The sequence below is a fragment of the Cronbergia sp. UHCC 0137 genome (assembly GCF_034932285.1).
GTDB lineage: Bacteria > Cyanobacteriota > Cyanobacteriia > Cyanobacteriales > Nostocaceae > Cronbergia.
The window spans coordinates 7747-24702 of the sequence record NZ_JAYGHC010000039.1 but is presented as its reverse complement, the minus strand read 5'-3'; the positions used below and the strand labels follow the sequence as shown (position 1 = coordinate 24702).

Annotated in this window: 18 protein-coding genes; 8 read left to right on the top strand and 10 right to left on the bottom strand. The window is 41.1% G+C overall.

Going from position 1 to position 16956, the window contains the following annotated elements; genetic code table 11:
* The first annotated feature begins 20 nt into the window (after nt 1-20).
* From VB711_RS18725 to VB711_RS18715, 3 genes are all read left to right on the top strand, one after another.
* Nucleotides 21-1154 carry a putative CRISPR-associated protein gene (locus VB711_RS18725; protein WP_323287733.1) on the top strand — a complete coding sequence of 378 codons (1134 nt, stop codon included), beginning with the start codon at nt 21-23 and terminating at the stop codon, nt 1152-1154.
* 144 nt (nt 1155-1298) lie between these two features.
* Nucleotides 1299-1901, top strand: coding sequence for a Uma2 family endonuclease (locus tag VB711_RS18720; RefSeq protein ID WP_323287732.1), 603 nt, complete (start codon nt 1299-1301; stop codon nt 1899-1901).
* A gap of 96 nt (nt 1902-1997) precedes the next feature.
* Entirely contained in the window at nt 1998-2453 is a 456-nt protein-coding gene (locus tag VB711_RS18715; protein ID WP_323287731.1) for a DUF29 domain-containing protein, read from the top strand.
* An 89-nt stretch (nt 2454-2542) separates the two neighbouring features.
* Here VB711_RS18715 and larC read toward each other — a convergent pair whose 3' ends face one another.
* On the bottom strand, nt 2543-3805 hold the full coding sequence (gene larC, locus VB711_RS18710; RefSeq protein ID WP_323287730.1) for a nickel pincer cofactor biosynthesis protein LarC: 1263 nt from the start codon (nt 3803-3805) through the stop codon (nt 2543-2545).
* Between the two features lie 58 nt (nt 3806-3863).
* Here larC and VB711_RS18705 point away from each other — a divergent pair, with 58 nt between their 5' ends.
* Nucleotides 3864-4526, top strand: a complete 663-nt coding sequence (locus VB711_RS18705; RefSeq protein ID WP_323287729.1) for an L-threonylcarbamoyladenylate synthase — start codon at nt 3864-3866, stop codon at nt 4524-4526.
* Between the two features lie 483 nt (nt 4527-5009).
* Entirely contained in the window at nt 5010-6239 is a 1230-nt protein-coding gene (locus VB711_RS18700; RefSeq protein ID WP_323287728.1) for a HetZ-related protein, read from the top strand.
* 355 nt (nt 6240-6594) lie between these two features.
* On the opposite strand, the gene VB711_RS18695 is transcribed toward VB711_RS18700, so the two are convergent.
* Nucleotides 6595-7470 carry a DNA adenine methylase gene (locus VB711_RS18695; protein WP_323287727.1) on the bottom strand — a complete coding sequence of 292 codons (876 nt, stop codon included), beginning with the start codon at nt 7468-7470 and terminating at the stop codon, nt 6595-6597.
* 180 nt (nt 7471-7650) lie between these two features.
* Here VB711_RS18695 and VB711_RS18690 point away from each other — a divergent pair, with 180 nt between their 5' ends.
* The 3 genes from VB711_RS18690 to VB711_RS18680 all read left to right on the top strand — a co-directional run bounded on the left by VB711_RS18690 (nt 7651) and on the right by VB711_RS18680 (nt 9272).
* Nucleotides 7651-7857 carry a DUF751 family protein gene (locus VB711_RS18690; protein ID WP_323287726.1) on the top strand — a complete coding sequence of 69 codons (207 nt, stop codon included), beginning with the start codon at nt 7651-7653 and terminating at the stop codon, nt 7855-7857.
* Nucleotides 7858-8020: 163 nt separating this feature from the next.
* On the top strand, nt 8021-8416 hold the full coding sequence (gene rbfA, locus VB711_RS18685; protein ID WP_323287725.1) for a 30S ribosome-binding factor RbfA: 396 nt from the start codon (nt 8021-8023) through the stop codon (nt 8414-8416).
* 619 nt (nt 8417-9035) lie between these two features.
* Entirely contained in the window at nt 9036-9272 is a 237-nt protein-coding gene (locus VB711_RS18680) for a DUF4327 family protein (protein WP_323287724.1), read from the top strand.
* Between the two features lie 293 nt (nt 9273-9565).
* On the opposite strand, the gene VB711_RS18675 is transcribed toward VB711_RS18680, so the two are convergent.
* The 8 genes from VB711_RS18675 to VB711_RS18640 all read right to left on the bottom strand — a co-directional run bounded on the left by VB711_RS18675 (nt 9566) and on the right by VB711_RS18640 (nt 16932).
* Nucleotides 9566-9919 carry a hypothetical protein gene (locus VB711_RS18675; RefSeq protein WP_323287723.1) on the bottom strand — a complete coding sequence of 118 codons (354 nt, stop codon included), beginning with the start codon at nt 9917-9919 and terminating at the stop codon, nt 9566-9568.
* A gap of 154 nt (nt 9920-10073) precedes the next feature.
* Nucleotides 10074-10724: an LON peptidase substrate-binding domain-containing protein gene (locus tag VB711_RS18670; protein WP_323287722.1), complete on the bottom strand. Its 651-nt coding sequence runs from the start codon at nt 10722-10724 to the stop codon at nt 10074-10076.
* A gap of 382 nt (nt 10725-11106) precedes the next feature.
* Nucleotides 11107-11424: a 30S ribosomal protein S10 gene (gene rpsJ / locus VB711_RS18665; RefSeq protein WP_010998474.1), complete on the bottom strand. Its 318-nt coding sequence runs from the start codon at nt 11422-11424 to the stop codon at nt 11107-11109.
* A gap of 172 nt (nt 11425-11596) precedes the next feature.
* Nucleotides 11597-12826: an elongation factor Tu gene (gene tuf / locus VB711_RS18660; protein ID WP_323287721.1), complete on the bottom strand. Its 1230-nt coding sequence runs from the start codon at nt 12824-12826 to the stop codon at nt 11597-11599.
* A 22-nt stretch (nt 12827-12848) separates the two neighbouring features.
* The gene (gene fusA, locus VB711_RS18655) at nt 12849-14927 is read right to left on the bottom strand and encodes an elongation factor G (protein ID WP_323287720.1); all 2079 of its coding nucleotides are present in this window, start codon (nt 14925-14927) and stop codon (nt 12849-12851) included.
* Nucleotides 14928-15243: 316 nt separating this feature from the next.
* Nucleotides 15244-15714 carry a 30S ribosomal protein S7 gene (gene rpsG / locus VB711_RS18650; RefSeq protein WP_323287719.1) on the bottom strand — a complete coding sequence of 157 codons (471 nt, stop codon included), beginning with the start codon at nt 15712-15714 and terminating at the stop codon, nt 15244-15246.
* A gap of 300 nt (nt 15715-16014) precedes the next feature.
* A complete protein-coding gene (gene rpsL / locus VB711_RS18645) occupies nt 16015-16398 on the bottom strand; it encodes a 30S ribosomal protein S12 (RefSeq protein WP_015214573.1) in 384 nt (127 codons plus the stop codon).
* Between the two features lie 204 nt (nt 16399-16602).
* Complete coding sequence (locus VB711_RS18640; protein ID WP_323287759.1) at nt 16603-16932, bottom strand: iron-sulfur cluster assembly accessory protein; 330 nt, start codon at nt 16930-16932, stop codon at nt 16603-16605.
* Between the last annotated feature and the right edge of the window lie 24 nt (nt 16933-16956).

Sequence of the window (16956 nt, the reverse complement as noted above, 5' to 3'; positions counted from 1 at the left end):
TTTTATCAAGAGGTTTTGAAATGGTAAAAACAATTATCTGTTCTGTAGGAACAAGTGCTGCAAAAACTTTAGGATTGAAACCAAAAGATTTAACCAATTGGGTTAATGAACAAGATAGTGTAGAAGATGCTGCTGAAAAAGTATTTTCTACCTTTCGTGAAATCCTCCCTGAAGGAGAGAATTTAAAGAATGATTTATCAGCCGAAATTCATTCCCTTGTGAGAATTGGTATTACCAATGAAGATAGAGTAATCTTACTTGCTTCAAGTACAGATGATGGGTATTGCTGCGCTCTTGCGGTTGAAAAATATCTAAAACATCACTGGATTGAGATATATGCGAAAGCTGAAAAAATTACAGGACTTCAAGTTGTAGATGCTGAACTTTTTAGAAAAGAAGGTGTTGTTAACTTTGTCAAACGTATTCTCAAAGAAGTTGATAGTTATGATGCTAGTAATATTATTCTCAATCCCACAGGAGGATATAAAGCCTTAGTTCCTTATACTGTTTTGTTAGGTATGGTAAAAGGAATGAAATGCGACTATATTTTTGAGCAGTCAACTACATTACTCGAATTACCACCGCTTCCTGTAGAATTTAAGCGATCGCAATTTGAAATCTATAAAGATTTATTTGAAAAAATAGAGCGAGAAACTGAAATTTCTCAAGCAGAATGGGAAGAAAGAGTTCCTTATACAGAAAGACAAATTTTAGAATCGCTAGTAGAGTTTTCCAATAAAAATGTAACTATTTCTGCTGTAGGTTTTTTGTTTCTTGAAGAAATGCGTGAACCTTCTATATTAGTTCCTTTTCTTTCACAAAAAGCTATTAGAGATTGTTTTGATAATCTAGCTAAATTAGATGACTGCGATCCATTTCGGTTTCTATTGCGTGCTGCTGCTTCTAAAGATGCTTTTTCCCAATATGAACATATTAACCTTGGAAATGGATTACGTTGGCTCAAGCCTGGTAGAACAACAGATCGTTATTTAGTATCTGTGGAAGGTTGGCGTTTATTGGTGTGGAGAGCAATTCGTGAAGATCAGGAAGGTTCTGACTACGCAAGTAAAGTTAAAGTTAATCCTGATAGTGAGCGGAGAGCATATTCACCTTTTATGCGTGTAGATTCTGACAGTTACTACGAGTTTAAATAAGGAGAAATAGTGATTCCTACGGAGTGCTTCTCTTCGAGACGCTCCGCGAACGCGATCGCACCACCCCATCCCACCCAATCCCCCATAGCCAATAATTTTCAAAATAGATTATCGTAAAAACAGAACCTCTCCCCTTTCACAGCCATGACTCTAACTAAGACCCGACTCACTTTTAAAGATTTTCTCAACTACGACTTTCCCGAAGAAGGTCGCTATGAACTTGTAAATGGAGAAATTATGCGGATACAAGCAACCAGAAAACATGATAATTTAGCAGATTTTATTGCTGATACTTTTAAATTAGAAGTTAACCGTCTTAATCTCAATTACAGAGTATCTGGAAGAATTACTATTAGAACCTTAACAGCAAGCGGTAAAGAACAAGGTCGTGTTCCTGATGTTAGTATAGTAGATAAAAACTTATGGGATGCTAATTTATCTGCTTATACTGCTTTTCTTGAACCATTACAACTAGCAGTAGAAATACTCTCTACAAATTGGGAAGATGATTATATTGATAAACTCGATGAATATCAACGCTTAGGTATTCGTGAATATTGGATTGTTGATTATTTAGCCATTGGTAGTCGTAATGATTTAGGGAATCCCAAAGAACCAACAATTTTTGTATATATCCTCAACGAACAAGATATTTACCAACCAAATGCTTACAGGGGTACAGATAAAATTATATCCCCAACTTTCCCAGAACTAAATCTCACAGTCGATCAAGTTTTTACAGCATAAATACAATCAAATTATGCCTAAGCAAAAAAGCTAAATCTGACAATTCTACAGAGCGATCGCTCTCCTAATTCACCCTAAAAAATGTGAGAATAAGTCATGACAACAAACATCGAAACAACCGATATTCTCTATGAATGCGACTTTCTTGCATGGTGTGAAAGAACAGTTACTCAACTCAAAACTAAAGATATTGAGAATCTTGATTTTGAACACTTAATTGAGGAAATTGAAACATTGGGAAAAAGTGAAAGAAGAGAACTAAGAAATCGACTATTAGTATTGATATCTCATATCCTTAAACGGATGTATGTTAATAGCCATGAAAACTTCAACGGCTGGGAAGTAACTATCGTAGAACAACGTAAACAAATCCAAGTCTTATTAAAAGAATCACCCAGTCTTAAACCTTATCTTGCTCAAATATTCACCCAAGTTTATCTTGATGCTTTAGATATAGTTTCCGTTGAATATAAACAAACTCAATTCCCCGAAACCTGGCAATTCGATTATAAAACAGATTTACTTTTATCCAGCAAATATTGGGAATCATAGTAAATTGCATATTCACCATTATGAGCAAGGTTTGAAACCCACGGAGGTGGGTTTTGTCTGTGTAGCCGCGACTTCTAGTCGCCAGGTCACTATTTTTGATGTTGGGAATACCAACTCTGTAAAGCTAAACGTTGAACTTCTCGCCAGGGAACATCATGTTTGCGTGCTAAGTCTGCACAATCTTCATATTCTGGCTGGACATTAGCGATAGCCTTCACATTCCCCTTCTCAGAAAATGCCACCTTAACACGCACTCGTCCATAAACAGTTTCCACCTCTTCCAATTCCCGTTCTAAAATCCTCCGTTGTCCAGTAGTCCGACGAATCCCCAAAGTAGTCGTTTCTCGAAACAAAACCGCTTCACAACTAGCCAAATGTTCAGGATGACAAATCACAGTCAACAAAATCCCCGGACGAGATTTTTTCATTCCCACCGGTTGAGTAAACACATCCAACGCACCCACAGCAAATAAAGCATCAAACACATAACCCACTGCTTGCGGGTTTAAATCATCAACTTGGGTTTCTAATACAGCGATCGCTTCTAAATTGGGGCTAGTATTGGTTTGTAAACTTGTACTCTCACCCAACCAGAGGCGTAGTATATTGGGAATGGGTAAATCCAGAGAACCCGCACCTAGTCCCACCTGTTTAACAGTCATTGGCGGCGGAGAACCAAACGCTCTCACCAAAGTAGTAGCGATCGCTGCCCCCGTAGGTGTCACCAATTCTCTGTCTATCCCATTACTATATACCGGACAACCCCGCATTTCCCACAACTTCAACACTGCTGGTACAGGTACAGCCATCTGTCCATGGGCAGCCCTAACAGTTCCCCCACCAGTCGGGAATGCTGAACAGTAAATCAAGGGCAATCCCTCCCCATTACTGTCAATGCCTAACCAATCCAACCCCAAACAAGTACCAACAATATCCACAATGGCATCCACAGCACCCACTTCATGAAAATGAACTTTTTCCGGTGCAATGCCATGAACAGCCCCTTCTGCTACTGCTAGTTGTCGGAAAACCCCTAAACTCCATCTTTCAGCTTGGATTGGTAAATTGGCTTTTTCAATCATCTTCTCTATTTCTGGCAGATGACGGCCGTGGTGGTGACTGTGTTTATGGTCGTGGTGATGATGATGGTGGACTAAATCAACATCAACCTTAGTTGCTTGCTGGGTTTGTCGATGAACCAGTTCAGCCCGCAAACTATATTCCTGTCCAATTCCCAACCCATTTAGCTTTTCCACCAAATACTCTACAGGAACACCCAAACTCACCAAAGACCCCAGGCACATATCACCAGAAATCCCCGTCGAACATTGAAAATAAGCAATTTTATTCATAACTTTTGAATTTTGAATTTTGAATTTTAACTTTTAACCTCACACCTGGTCAGCTTTTATGGCAAAAATTTTGGATGTTCATCCTGATAACCCTCAAAACCGCCGAATAGAGGAGATAAAGTTAGCGTTCTTAAATGGCGCTGTCATGCTCTACCCTACTGATACAGTTTATGCTATTGGTTGTGATTTGAATGCTAAATCGGCAGTAGAAAAAGTGCGGCAAATTAAAAAGTTAGCGAATGATAAACCACTAACATTTTTGTCTCCGTCCCTTTCTAATGTAGCCACTTATGCCTTCGTAAGTGATACAGCATATCGAATTATGAAGCGATTAATTCCCGGACCTTACACGTTTTTGTTACCTGCTACCAAGTTAGTGCCGCGACTGGTGCAGAGTCCTAAACGAAAAACGACGGGGATTAGAGTTCCAAATCATCCTGTATGTTTGGCTTTGCTGGAAGCGTTAGGAAATCCCATTATTTCCACCTCCGCCCATGTCCCAGCAAATGACCTAGATGATGATGGAATAGTAGGAGTTGATCCTGAACTTATTTTATCACGGGTAGAGTTATTTGATCGTTTAGATAAAGTGGTAGACATCATTATAGATACTGGTGAAGAACCGACTTATGATGTTTCAACCATTTTAGATTTAACGGCGGAAGAACCAGTCATTACACGGAGGGGATTAGGTTGGGAAGCAGCAGCAGCTTGGGTATAAAAATTAAGCTTGACAACGCAACCCTCAGTTTTGAAAATTGTGATACATAAAGCAGGAGTCAGGAGTCAGGAGTCAGGAGTCAGAATTAAAACCCTGTTGTGAAACCAGTTGCATGAATGGTTTACGCCAACCTGCGCTAACAATTGATGTCCTAACCACCTTGGCGGTTGCTATATAATCCAGTTTTGAAATTGTCATACTTATCAGACCTCAGAATTGCAAAGTGCGAGATATCGGCAAACCTCGCCACTGCAATGCTTTGAACGGATTTAAACGTCTAAAAAAAACCATCTTCACACCTTTGATTTAGTTGCTAATCAAAAAAGCGACACATTTGACAAGCCCTTAACTTATTAAAATTCCTACAGTCTTAATATGAGCAGTACAAGGGAGTGATCTGGACAGATCATCAATTCTTGGGCTGGCTGTAATTGCTGTATCTGCGTTTGAGTTAAGGTGCAATACCAAATTTCAGGAAAAGTCATGAAAGCTAACCTTGTTGATCTGCCAAATTCTACACCTGCCAGAACGTTGACTGACCACCACGTTTCGATTGAAGACTTGTCTGTAAGCAACTCTGAAACTTTAGTTCAATTGCTATGTGATGAACTACAAGCCCAGGTAAAAGCTACAGTTGGATGTGTCCAATCTGTCGCCAAACGAATAGCTAAAGAGGTAGAACGGATATGTGATAAAAGTTCTCGTATCCAAACTTCTGGACAAGTCAGGTCTTGGGAGATTACTTTAGCTAGACATCGACTACAAAAGTGCTTGCGTTATTACCAATTAGGTTCTAAACAAGGCCGGGTGGAATTGCATAGTAGTTTGGGGGCGATTGTTTATCGTCATGTTACCCTTGCTGGTTCTGATTTGGGTTTTGAGGCGCGTTACAATTTAATTGAAGATTTTTTACAGGCTTTTTATATCGAAGCGATTAAAGCTTTCCGTCGGGAAAATGAGTTACCGGAAAATTATACACCACGCACTCAGTTACAATTAGCTGAATATATGGCGTTTACTGAGCAGTACGCTAAACGCCGGATTAATCTACCTGGTGGTGCTAATCAACAGTTGGTGGTTTTACGCGCTCAAGGTTTTGCTCGTCGTCAACCCCAAGAAACTACTGTAGATATTGAAATGGCGGTGGATTCGGCTAAAACTGAGGAAGCGGAATCCTATCAGCGTAATTTGGCGGTGCAGCAGATTAGATCACAAATGGTTGCTAAGTCTAATTTTGATCCTTCTGAGGAATCAGAGCGCGATCGCGTCATCACTGAATTGATGAAATATCTGGAATCTCAAGGACAATCTGACTGCATGAATTACTTGACTTTGAAGCTCCAAGACCTCTCCGCACCAGAAATTGACCATATTTTGGGTTTAACTAGCCGTCAGCGTGATTATTTGCAACAACGCTTTAAATATCACGTAGAAAAGTTTGCTAAACAACACCAATGGCAATTAGTCCATCAATGGCTGGGTGCAGGTTTAGAGCATAAGCTGGGTTTATCTTCTCAACAATGGGATACATTTTGGCAGCAACTAACAGAACAGCAACGGGAAATCTATAATTTGAAAACCGAACTTCAAGGAGATCAGGCGATCGCTAAAACTGTCCAATGTACCCCCAAGCAACTCCAAAAACGTTGGACACAAATGCTAGAACTAGCATGGTCTATCCGCAATGGTCACGCTGAAGTTAAAACCAGCTAAGTCTTTTTATCTCCTGTAGGGTGCGTCAGACCCGATAATTTAACACACAACAGATTTTTTCTCTCTGACGCACCACACTAAGTAGGGCTTGCTGAAAAAGTCCTTTCGTTAGGGCTAGGAGTCAGGAGTCAGGAGTCAGGAGGAAGAATAAGAAGAAGAGAAGAATATAGTTGAAGCACGCTACGCTATCAGCAAGCCCTAAGTAGTCGGACAAAATTAAATTCATTTGTTGAGAGAGGGAACAGGAAAACCAGTTGTGTAATTAATTCTGTCTCATTACTTATACTTTCCAAACAACCCTAAACTCTGTTAGTGAACTCCACAAAAAAGATGATCCAATTGGTGAAAGTAGTTCCTACCCCCTACCCTCATAAATAGGGGATATTTTTTTATTTGGAAGTCTCTTATGTGAACTTACTAATACTTCACCAATTTTTCCCCGGTTTTTACCATTGGAGTTAATTGACCTAGCTGCCGAAATATCATATATGTAAAAATCATGATAAAGATTACGAATAAAAGAGCAATCTGAATTACACAGCATCACTTTTACACCTCTTGCCACTAACTTTTCAAATACATCTTTTAATTTAATTTGCTGACTTTCATCAAAACAATAACGACTATATGCCGTAAAATAGCTAGTCGTACTTACAGGATAATAAGGAGGATCAAAAAAGACAAAATCATTATCACTGGTTGCATAATCTAAAACTTGGGTAAAATCTGCCTGTGCAATTTTCACCCCAGACAATGCCTTCGATGCCATTCGCAACACATCTTCTTGACAAATACCCGGATTTTTATATCTACCTAAAGGCACATTAAATTTGCCTTGAGAATTGACACGATAAAGACCATTAAAACAAGTTTTATTCAAATAAATAAAACGAGCAGATTGTTCTAAAATAGAACCTCCACTATATCCCCTAATATCATAATAATATTCTTTAGTATGTCGTTCTTGATGGTTTTTTAATAAAATAATTAATTCTTCAACATGATCTCTAACACAACAATAAGTATTAATTAATTCAGCATTAATATCATTTAGCACCGCCCTTTGTGGTTGCAAATGAAAAAAAACAGCCCCTCCCCCCAAGAATGGCTCATAGTAAGTTTCGTAATGATCAGGAAAATATCCTTGGTATTGTTGAATTAACCTACCTTTACCCCCTGCCCACTTCAAAAACGGACGTGGACAAGTTTCTTTGAGGATTTGACTAACCATTTATTTATAATTTAACTAATACATTAATCTTATCTGTTCCCTGTTCCCTGTTCCCTTGTTTTGTAACCAACGAATTATATTTTGTCTGAATAGAGCAAATTTTTGGCTATATAGATTACAATTGAGCTAAACAAGCACCTAAAACAAACTACAGTTTACAATAAGGCAGTCTAAATTCCCATGTTTGATGGATTTTGGGATAACGTGTTTCGTTACCCCCGCTATTTTATCACTTTTCTGTTAGGGATTATAGTGAACGCATTTGCACCACTACAGCCCCTATTGAAGCGCCCTATCACCCTAATTGCCATTGTGGGTCTATTTGGAGGGATTCTGGCTTTTATGGCCTTTACCCTCCGGGCAATGCTGGGATTGAGTACAATCTAAATCAGTGTCAGAAATCTAGTTCCCTTCCCTTCACCAAAGGATAGTTAGGGAGGAGTAAAACTCAGAGTCGTCAACTACTTCCGACCTGTGTGTACACCGTAGCCCCTGGATTCTGAACTCCTTTTATTTAATCGTATAATCTCCGTGAGAAGGCTGAATTGCTATGGCTAAAGATCGCCGTGTTTCCCGTGTTGCTGAATTAATTAAACGGGAAGTTAGCCAAATGCTACTTAATGGCATTAAGGATGACCGTGTAGGTACAGGTATGGTAAGTGTCACCGATGTAGACGTTTCCGGTGATCTGCAACACGCTAAAATCTTCGTCAGTATTTATGGAACGGAGGAGGCCAAAGCAGAAACAATGGCAGGTTTAAAGTCAGCGACGGGTTACGTCCGCAGTGAACTGGGGGCGCGGGTGAGGTTACGTCGCACACCAGAAGTGGTGTTTATTGAAGACCTTTCTTTAGAACGCGGTACTAAGGTACTGACTTTATTAAACCAACTCAAGCAGGAACGTCCACCAGATGATCTCGATGATCAAGGATTTTCTCAGGAATAAACTGATAACTGAAGGTCAAACGGTCTTTTCTTCACAAAATCACCTGTTCTAAAATTCCCCCCGGTCTAATGACACGGGGTTTTCAGTATTTGTTGGCAAAATATTAGATTTCTTGCAAAAGTCGTGATTTTCAAATTTTTCTCTGCGCCTCTGCGCCTCTGCGTGAGCTTTTCAAGAATATTTTTGGCGACACCAAAGTATTTTATTGATTCTCGGTTGAGTGACATCACACTCCTTCTTCCCTCCGTTGATTGACAGTAATTTGGTTAAAAAAATGTTAACCCTTGGCAAACTATCAAAGTTATTAGTGTAATTTAGCTTTTGTAGTTTGCTGGGTTTTAGTCCCCAATCCTCAGACCCCCAATCCCCACTCCCTTTCAGTGATGTAAATAAAGTTCACATTTCTGGCATGATTAATGTAAAGTAGAGTGGTGAGTAATGTCATGTTTTATTGACAAACTTAACATTTCTTTAGATAATTTATATGTGTATAGCGTCAAAATGTAAATAGTTCCGTATAGCAAACTACAAAACCTAGCCACAGGTCTAAATTATCGCCATGCTTGTTTCTAACGAAGGTTGGGAACACTATCTAAATGTAAATTTGTGAGTAAAAACCATGAGTGTGAATACGGTGCCTTCTATCAATTACTATTCTCTAAACGTGATCCAGGACGAAGCGCGTCAACTGGTGCAGAAGGGAGTGGTCAGCCGTCAACAACCAATATATACACTTTGCCAATATATTCCAGCGAGAGAGTGGGTTTGTGTAGAATGTGAATTAGAGAAGTGTGATTTTTTGTTGCGCGATCGCATTGGTGATTTGATTGGTCGTGAAGAATGGGACAATGACTAATCTATTGTTGTTTTCTAGCTTTGGATTTGGAGTCTATTTGTCGATGTGCGAATATCGCCACAGATAATTAAACCCCAACCCTGAACTAGAATCTGTAGCCAGATCCAAAATTTTAAAATTCCCAGGAAAACATCAGCGTTAGAATGTAATTTATAGAACTTTTCTAGTGAGTGATATCTAGGATGGACTACGCCTAGTATCCTTGGTTCATAAAAATACCCATTGATTTAATATATACTTGTCCAGAAACAGGAGATTCGGACAAGTATATTTTTGTAGGGGTTTTTAGACTTCTATCCGACTTGTTCTAAATACTGGTTAATATCCTCAATTACGCGAGTCAGTTCAGCTTCTGTTGTTAAGCGAATGTTGACAGTGCGGATGGTGAGTAGAACTTTAGCTGCAAAGGGAGTAGGCCAGATATTGGGATTGCAAAAAAGTTCTAGCAATACCTCTCCGGTATGCCGATAATCTAAGGGAGGTTGGGGAGTAAGTTTGCCACTTCCCGGAGTGGGTTTAGCAGCAACGGTTTTTAGACTTGTCATTAATTCGTTGATTGCGGCTTTTAATTGTTCCGCTGCTTGGGGAGAAAAACTAAAGGAGACAGAACCTTCAATTAGGTTCAGCGTCATTGGGGTAGAAGACATGAGTTTATTTATTAAAACTGCTTGGCAATTACTTAATATTACTGCTAGGGGGCAGGGGGCAGAATGGAAGGTCTTTTGATATTGAGCTTATTCCTTCCACCTAATTCACCTTTTTAACCTTGAAAGTCTTGATATATCTAAGTTTTAAGTTTATTTATTCCATATCATTAAACGTGTCTTTGAGAACAGAACGGGCTGCTAAATGATTGCGGGTGGAAGTTAAAATTTCCGCTTCCCGTTCTAAACGCAGTAGAGTATTCTGTACCTCTAGTAATGCTTGTTGCTCTGGTGCAACACCATAAAGATTACTGGCAATCCAATAAGATAGTTCTCTTGGTAATTCTGGTAGATCTTCTGGTAGTTCAATATTTTGCTCAGTTAATTTACCTGAAAGACGAACTACATCTCTGAGAAGTTGTTCTACTTCCGAAGCTAAAGGACGCAAATCTTTAGTTGGGGGTTCATCTTCAATCCACTCCACCAAACCAACACGATAAGGCTTCTCGCGCACATATTCCAAAACCCGAAATCTTTGCTGTCCCAGAGTTAATATCTTCATCCGATCATCTGGTAATCGCTGGTAATGAATAATTTCTGCACAGCAACCTACGTTAGCGATCGCACCTCTGACTGGATCAACCATTAATACTCCAAATCGGCGATCGCTCTCTAAAATAGTATTCATCATGATTCGATAGCGAAATTCAAACACATGGAGGGGTAATGGTCTAGTAGGAAACAGAACCATTTCGGGTAAAGGAAACAGAGGTAGTTCACGGACTGCGATTTTAGAAGAAGATGTCATTGTCAACTTGGTATAAATTTAAGGCTTAGAATTTTAAAAGCTGTTAGGAGTCAGAAGGCAAGAGGCAGGAGGCAGAGGGCAGAAGGCAGGAGGGAAAGCCTTATCCTGTAGATTTTTAAGTTTCAATTTGTATCTCATTCAACTGCATACCGCTATATCTTTACTTTAACATTTGTTTTGTAGCTAATAAAAAGCCCCGCAGAAATTTATCTCAGGGCTAAAAAAATATTTATACTGAATCAGCACTCAAAGCTTGATCAGGATTTACAGGATTAAAGGATAAACAGGATTAATTTCAAAAGAGGGAACAGAGAACAGAATTATTGCTCCCCCTCCTGCCTCCTGCCTCCTCACTCCTGCCTCCTGACTCCTATTTTAAAAATTACAATTTGACTTCAATATCTACACCAGATGGCAAATCTAACTTCATCAGCGCATCAATAGTTTTAGAAGAGGGCTGGTAAATGTCAATAATTCGACGATGGGTACGGGTTTCAAAGTGTTCGCGGGAATCTTTATCTACGTGGGGCGATCGCAGTACACAGTAGATTTTGCGTTTTGTGGGTAAAGGAATAGGTCCAATAGCTGTAGCGTTAGTGCGGTTAGCTGTATCTACAATCTTCTCGCAAGATGTATCCAATAAACGACGGTCAAAAGCCTGTAAGCGAATTCTAATTTTTTGCTGCTGTAGAGTTGCCATCTTTAGTTTTCCAGGTTCGGGTTAATTTTAAATTTTAGATCTTAGATTTTGGATTTTAGAATTAATCCACCAATCCAAAGTCTAAAATCTTAACTGTTTTGAGAGATGCCAAAGGAGCAGAGATCTATTATTTTATCCCTACTCCCTTGTAATCAGAGCCAAAAGGTGAATGTTATTTCAGAATTTTAGATACAACACCAGCACCAATGGTGCGACCACCTTCACGAATCGCAAACCGCATACCTTGCTCGATCGCGATCGCGTTAATCAATTCTACGGTCATTTTAATCCGGTCTCCGGGCATGACCATTTCTGCTTCCCCACCTTCATCAGTGGTAAAGGTTTTGATTGTACCAGTTACATCTGTTGTCCGCACATAAAACTGAGGACGATAGCCAGAGAAAAATGGTGTTTTCCGACCACCTTCTTTTTCTGTTAAGACGTAAACTTCACCTTCAAATTGAGTGTGAGGTTTAATAGAACCAGGTTTAGCAATTACCATGCCTCGTTCAATATCGGCCTTTTGGATACCACGAAGCAGTACACCGGCGTTATCCCCAGCCATACCTTGATCAAGACTCTTCTTGAACATCTCGATCCCAGTCACCGTGGTGGCGCGGGTATCTCTGATCCCTACCAATTCCACGTTATCGCCAACCTTAACTATACCCCGTTCAATCCGACCGGTGGCAACTGTACCACGACCTGTAATCGAGAATACGTCTTCTACAGCCATCAAGAAGGGCTGATCAACAGCACGCTCAGGGGTAGGGATATAACTATCTACAGCATCCATCAAGGCGTAGATTTTGTCTACCCAAGGATTTTCACCACGTTGGGTTTTGGGATTCTTGGTCATTGCTTCCAAGGCTTGCAGACCAGAACCTGTGATGATGGGGATATCGTCACCAGGGAAATCGTAGCTAGAAAGCAATTCCCGCAGTTCCAATTCCACCAATTCCAGTAGTTCTGGGTCGTCCATCAAGTCTTCTTTGTTCAAAAAGACCACCAAACTGGGAACACCCACCTGTTTTGCCAACAGAATGTGTTCACGGGTTTGGGGCATGGGTCCATCGGTAGCCGCAACTACGAGGATACCTCCATCCATTTGGGCAGCGCCAGTGATCATGTTTTTCACATAGTCGGCGTGTCCAGGACAGTCTACGTGAGCATAGTGCCGATCAGCGGTTTCATACTCAACGTGAGCAGTATTAATTGTAATACCCCGTGCTTTTTCTTCTGGTGCATTATCAATTTGATCATAACCTTTAGCCACAGCTTGACCCATAGCTGCTAAGGTCATGGTAATAGCTGCTGTTAAAGTGGTTTTGCCGTGGTCAACGTGACCAACAGTACCGATATTTATGTGCGGTTTATTTCTTTCAAACTTTGCGCGTGCCATGAATACTCGTTTCCTTTTTTAATTAAGCGTTCCCTTTGCTTTTAGCGATGATACCTTCAGCTACGCTGCGAGGCACCTCTTCGTAGTGGCTGAATTCCATCGTGAAGATACCACGGCCTTGGGTCTTAGACCGGATATCAGTGGCGTAGCCAAACATGGTTGCTAGTGGCACTTTTGATACTACTTTAGCAAGTCCCTGTTCGGTGCTTTGGTTTTCAATCTGTCCCCGACGGGAGATCAAATCACCAATGACGTTCCCAATATAGTCTTCGGGAACTTCTACTTCAACTTTCATCATAGGCTCTAACAGGACTGGAGAAGCTTTTGTTGCTGCTTCTTTCATTGCCATTGAGCCGGCAATCTTGAAAGCCATTTCCGAAGAGTCTACATCGTGGTAAGAGCCATGTATCAATGTTGCTTTAACATCAATTAATGGATATCCAGCTAAAATACCGGATTCACAAAATTCTTTCATTCCCTGCTCTGCTGGTCCAACGTACTCTTTTGGTACTGTACCACCGACAATTTTGGAAACAAATTCAAATCCTGTTCCTGGTTCACCTGGCTCTAAATTGATCACAACGTGACCATATTGACCTTTACCACCACTTTGACGGATGAATTTACCTTCGATTTTTTCTACGGCTTTACGGATTGTTTCGCGGTAAGCTACTTGCGGCGCGCCGACGTTGGCTTCCACTTTAAATTCCCGCATCATCCGGTCTACTAGAATTTCTAGGTGCAGTTCCCCCATCCCAGCAATGACGGTTTGGTTGGTTTCGGGATCAACTCGGACGCGGAAGGTAGGATCTTCTTCTGAGAGGGATTGTAAGGCCTTGGATAATTTATCCATGTCGTTCTTGGTTTTGGGTTCAACCGCTACCGAGATTACAGGCTCAGGGATGAATAGGGATTCCAGAATGACTGGTGATCCGTCATCACATAAAGTATCCCCTGTTAAGGTGTCTTTTAATCCTAGTGCTGCTCCTAGATCGCCAGCCCGTAGTTCATCCACGTCTTGTCTGTCATCGGCTTTCATTAGCACGAGGCGAGAAATCCGTTCTTTCTTGTTTTTTGTGGCGTTGAGGACGTAGCTGCCTTTTTTCAACACTCCAGAATAAACACGAACGAAGGTGAGGCGACCATAAGGGTCTGCCATGATTTTAAATGCCAGGGCAGATAGGGGTTCTTCGTCATCTGCTCGACGCTCGACGGTTTCACCGTTGGGGAGTAAGCCTTGAATTGGTGGTACTTCTGTCGGTGCTGGTAAGTAATCTACGACTGCATCCAGCATCAATTGTACGCCTTTGTTTTTGAAGGCTGAACCGCAAAGAACAGGGACTATTGTGCCGGCGGTTGTTCCTTTACGCAATGCAGTCCGAATTTCGGCTTCTGTTAGTTCTTCTCCCTCGAAGTACTTGTTCATCAGTACGTCGTCGGTTTCTGAGACTGCTTCTACCAGTTTGGTGTGGTATTCTGCTGCCTGTTCTTGCAATTCGGCGGGGATGTCTGTTTCCTCGATGTCTGTCCCTTGGTCGTTGTTGTAGATGTAAGCACGCATCCGCACCAGGTCAATAATTCCCAGGAAGTCTGTTTCGCTACCGATTGGCAGTTGAATGGCGATCGCATTTGCTCTTAAGCGATCGCGCATTTGCTCGTGTACTTTAAAGAAGTTCGCACCAGTGCGATCCATCTTGTTAACGAAAGCAATCCGGGGGACTTTATAACGGTCTGCTTGCCGCCATACTGTCTCTGATTGGGGTTGTACACCGCCTACAGAGCAAAATACAGCTATTACACCATCTAACACGCGCATGGAACGTTCTACTTCTATTGTGAAGTCAACGTGACCCGGAGTATCGATAATGTTTATTTGATGATCATTCCAACTGGTGCTAATAGCAGCGGCAGTAATGGTAATTCCCCGCTCCCGCTCCTGTTCCATCCAGTCTGTTACGGCTGTTCCTTCGTGAACTTCGCCAATTTTATGAATTATCCCAGAGTAAAACAATATTCTCTCTGTTGTTGTTGTTTTACCCGCATCTATATGGGCCGCAATGCCTATATTGCGTACTTTCTCTAGCGGGTGTGTACGTACCACAGTTACCTCCTATAGTTTTTGCCTCATGGTATCTTGTATATTACTGCTATATAAATTCTAGACAAGTCCAGACATTTATTTCTTACTTCAACGGGAGCATGGGAGCAGTTATCCCTCGGTAAGCTTACACGCTTTAGCCAAACGCGATAAGTTGGTTACTGGATTTGAGTTCCTATCTATCTCAAAACCGCAGTTTTGACTACTGTAAACCCTTTGGGTTCAAGAAAGGTTTTTTATGTTTACAGTTAGAACAGGCCTATAACTCTACAATTATACCGTTATACCCTTTTCTATGGTCGATATACGGTTGATGGGCTTAGTAACGGTAGTGTGCAAATGCTTTGTTTGCTTCTGCCATCCGATGGGTTTCTTCCCGCTTACGAATAGCACTTCCGGTTTCGTTGGCAGCATCCATTAATTCGTTTGCCAACCGACTGGCCATGGTACGTCCTGGTCTAGACCGGGAATATTGTACTAGCCAACGCAGCGCTAGGGTTGTACCACGATCTGAACGTACTTCCATTGGTACTTGGTAGGTTGCTCCACCCACTCGTCTAGCTTTTACTTCTACTAAAGGCGTTGCATTCCGCACTGCTTTTTCAAAGGTTTCTAAGGGACTACCACCGGTGCGTTCTTCAATAGTTTTTAAGGCATCATAAACTATCCGGGAGGCCAGGGATTTTTTTCCATGACGCATGATCCGCCGAACCATCATGCTGACAAGGCGACTGTTATATACTGAGTCAGGCGGGACTGCACGCCTTTGACTAACACCACGACGAGACATACTTCATCCTTAATTGGCTATTTGACAACGAAATTATATGCTATCAGAACATAGGAAGGTAAAAGCGGTCTGGATTGCCGCTTAATTTTCCTTGTTTTTTTGTTTTTTTAACTACTATCTACACACAAGACTACAACATCAATAAAATTAAATTTTGAGATTAAAGTGCTGCTGGTGGTGATAGTGTTTCCTTTAAACTTTCCTGTGCTTGCTCGCTTAGTACAGGTTTTTGATTCTGTGTTGTTCGCGCTTTGGGGACGGGACGATTAATCGTTTTTGAGGCAATTAATCGCCTAGTTCCTATTTTTTCGCTTCTTTCGGGCGTTTAGTTCCATATTTGGAACGTCCTTGTTTCCGGTCTTTTACTCCGGCTGTATCTAAGGTGCCACGGATGATGTGGTATCTTACGCCTGGTAAGTCTTTTACCCGACCACCACGAATCATCACAACAGAATGTTCTTGCAAGTTATGACCAATACCTGGGATGTAAGCTGTGACTTCAAATCCCGAAGTAAGTCTTACCCTTGCTACCTTACGGAGGGCAGAGTTGGGTTTTTTTGGTGTGGTTGTGTATACTCTGGTACAAACGCCCCGACGTTGAGGGCATTGTTTCAGAGCAGGGGACTTGGTTTTCTGACGCGCTTGTTCGCGTTCAGTGCGGATTAGCTGCTGTATTGTTGGCATGAGTTACAGCGCGTGAAGCTGCCTATTGTGTCTAAAGTTTTTACAAATCCTAATTATAGCCTTTTTTATTATTTTCTGTCAATTGTTAATTTTGAGGAACTGGGGATTGGGGACACTATGGCTTACGCTACGCTATCGACTTCGCTCAGTGCTAGTTGGGGATTGGGGGTTATTGAAATACTATTCTCTATCCAAGATTGCCTGTTACCTATCATCCATTGAGAAAGAATTACCGCAACTACAGGTAGCGATCGCTTTTGGGTTATTGAAGCGGAAACCGCCTCCCATCAGATCCTCTGAATAATCTAATGTTAACCCACTGACATAATTTAGGGTTTGGGGATCAATGATTACGGAAATACCATTCACTTCAAAAACCTGATCTTCAACTTTTGTGGCTTGATCAAAGGAAATATCATAAAACCAACCAACACAACCACCAGCTTTTACTTGTAAGCGAAACAATACGTTTGGTTGCTGCTTAGATTTTAACCGTTCGATCTCATTGGTAGCTGCTGGACTTAAATGAATCATTGAATTAATTGGTGATTGGTGATT

Bases quoted from the DNA above. Each gene is read 5' to 3' on its own strand.
- VB711_RS18725 (WP_323287733.1), top strand. From the start codon at position 21: ATGGTAAAAACAATTATCTGTTCTGTAGGAACAAGTGCTGCAAAAACT.
- rpsG (WP_323287719.1), bottom strand. From the start codon at position 15,714: ATGTCTCGTCGTGGTGTTAGTCAAAGGCGTGCAGTCCCGCCTGACTCA.
- VB711_RS18690 (WP_323287726.1), top strand. From the start codon at position 7,651: ATGTTTGATGGATTTTGGGATAACGTGTTTCGTTACCCCCGCTATTTT.
- rbfA (WP_323287725.1), top strand. From the start codon at position 8,021: ATGGCTAAAGATCGCCGTGTTTCCCGTGTTGCTGAATTAATTAAACGG.
- rpsJ (WP_010998474.1), bottom strand. From the start codon at position 11,424: ATGGCAACTCTACAGCAGCAAAAAATTAGAATTCGCTTACAGGCTTTT.
- VB711_RS18720 (WP_323287732.1), top strand. From the start codon at position 1,299: ATGACTCTAACTAAGACCCGACTCACTTTTAAAGATTTTCTCAACTAC.
- rpsL (WP_015214573.1), bottom strand. From the start codon at position 16,398: ATGCCAACAATACAGCAGCTAATCCGCACTGAACGCGAACAAGCGCGT.
- VB711_RS18700 (WP_323287728.1), top strand. From the start codon at position 5,010: ATGAAAGCTAACCTTGTTGATCTGCCAAATTCTACACCTGCCAGAACG.
- VB711_RS18695 (WP_323287727.1), bottom strand. From the start codon at position 7,470: ATGGTTAGTCAAATCCTCAAAGAAACTTGTCCACGTCCGTTTTTGAAG.
- VB711_RS18715 (WP_323287731.1), top strand. From the start codon at position 1,998: ATGACAACAAACATCGAAACAACCGATATTCTCTATGAATGCGACTTT.
- larC (WP_323287730.1), bottom strand. From the start codon at position 3,805: ATGAATAAAATTGCTTATTTTCAATGTTCGACGGGGATTTCTGGTGAT.
- VB711_RS18670 (WP_323287722.1), bottom strand. From the start codon at position 10,724: ATGACATCTTCTTCTAAAATCGCAGTCCGTGAACTACCTCTGTTTCCT.
- VB711_RS18640 (WP_323287759.1), bottom strand. From the start codon at position 16,932: ATGATTCATTTAAGTCCAGCAGCTACCAATGAGATCGAACGGTTAAAA.
- VB711_RS18680 (WP_323287724.1), top strand. From the start codon at position 9,036: ATGAGTGTGAATACGGTGCCTTCTATCAATTACTATTCTCTAAACGTG.
- VB711_RS18705 (WP_323287729.1), top strand. From the start codon at position 3,864: ATGGCAAAAATTTTGGATGTTCATCCTGATAACCCTCAAAACCGCCGA.
- tuf (WP_323287721.1), bottom strand. From the start codon at position 12,826: ATGGCACGCGCAAAGTTTGAAAGAAATAAACCGCACATAAATATCGGT.
- VB711_RS18675 (WP_323287723.1), bottom strand. From the start codon at position 9,919: ATGTCTTCTACCCCAATGACGCTGAACCTAATTGAAGGTTCTGTCTCC.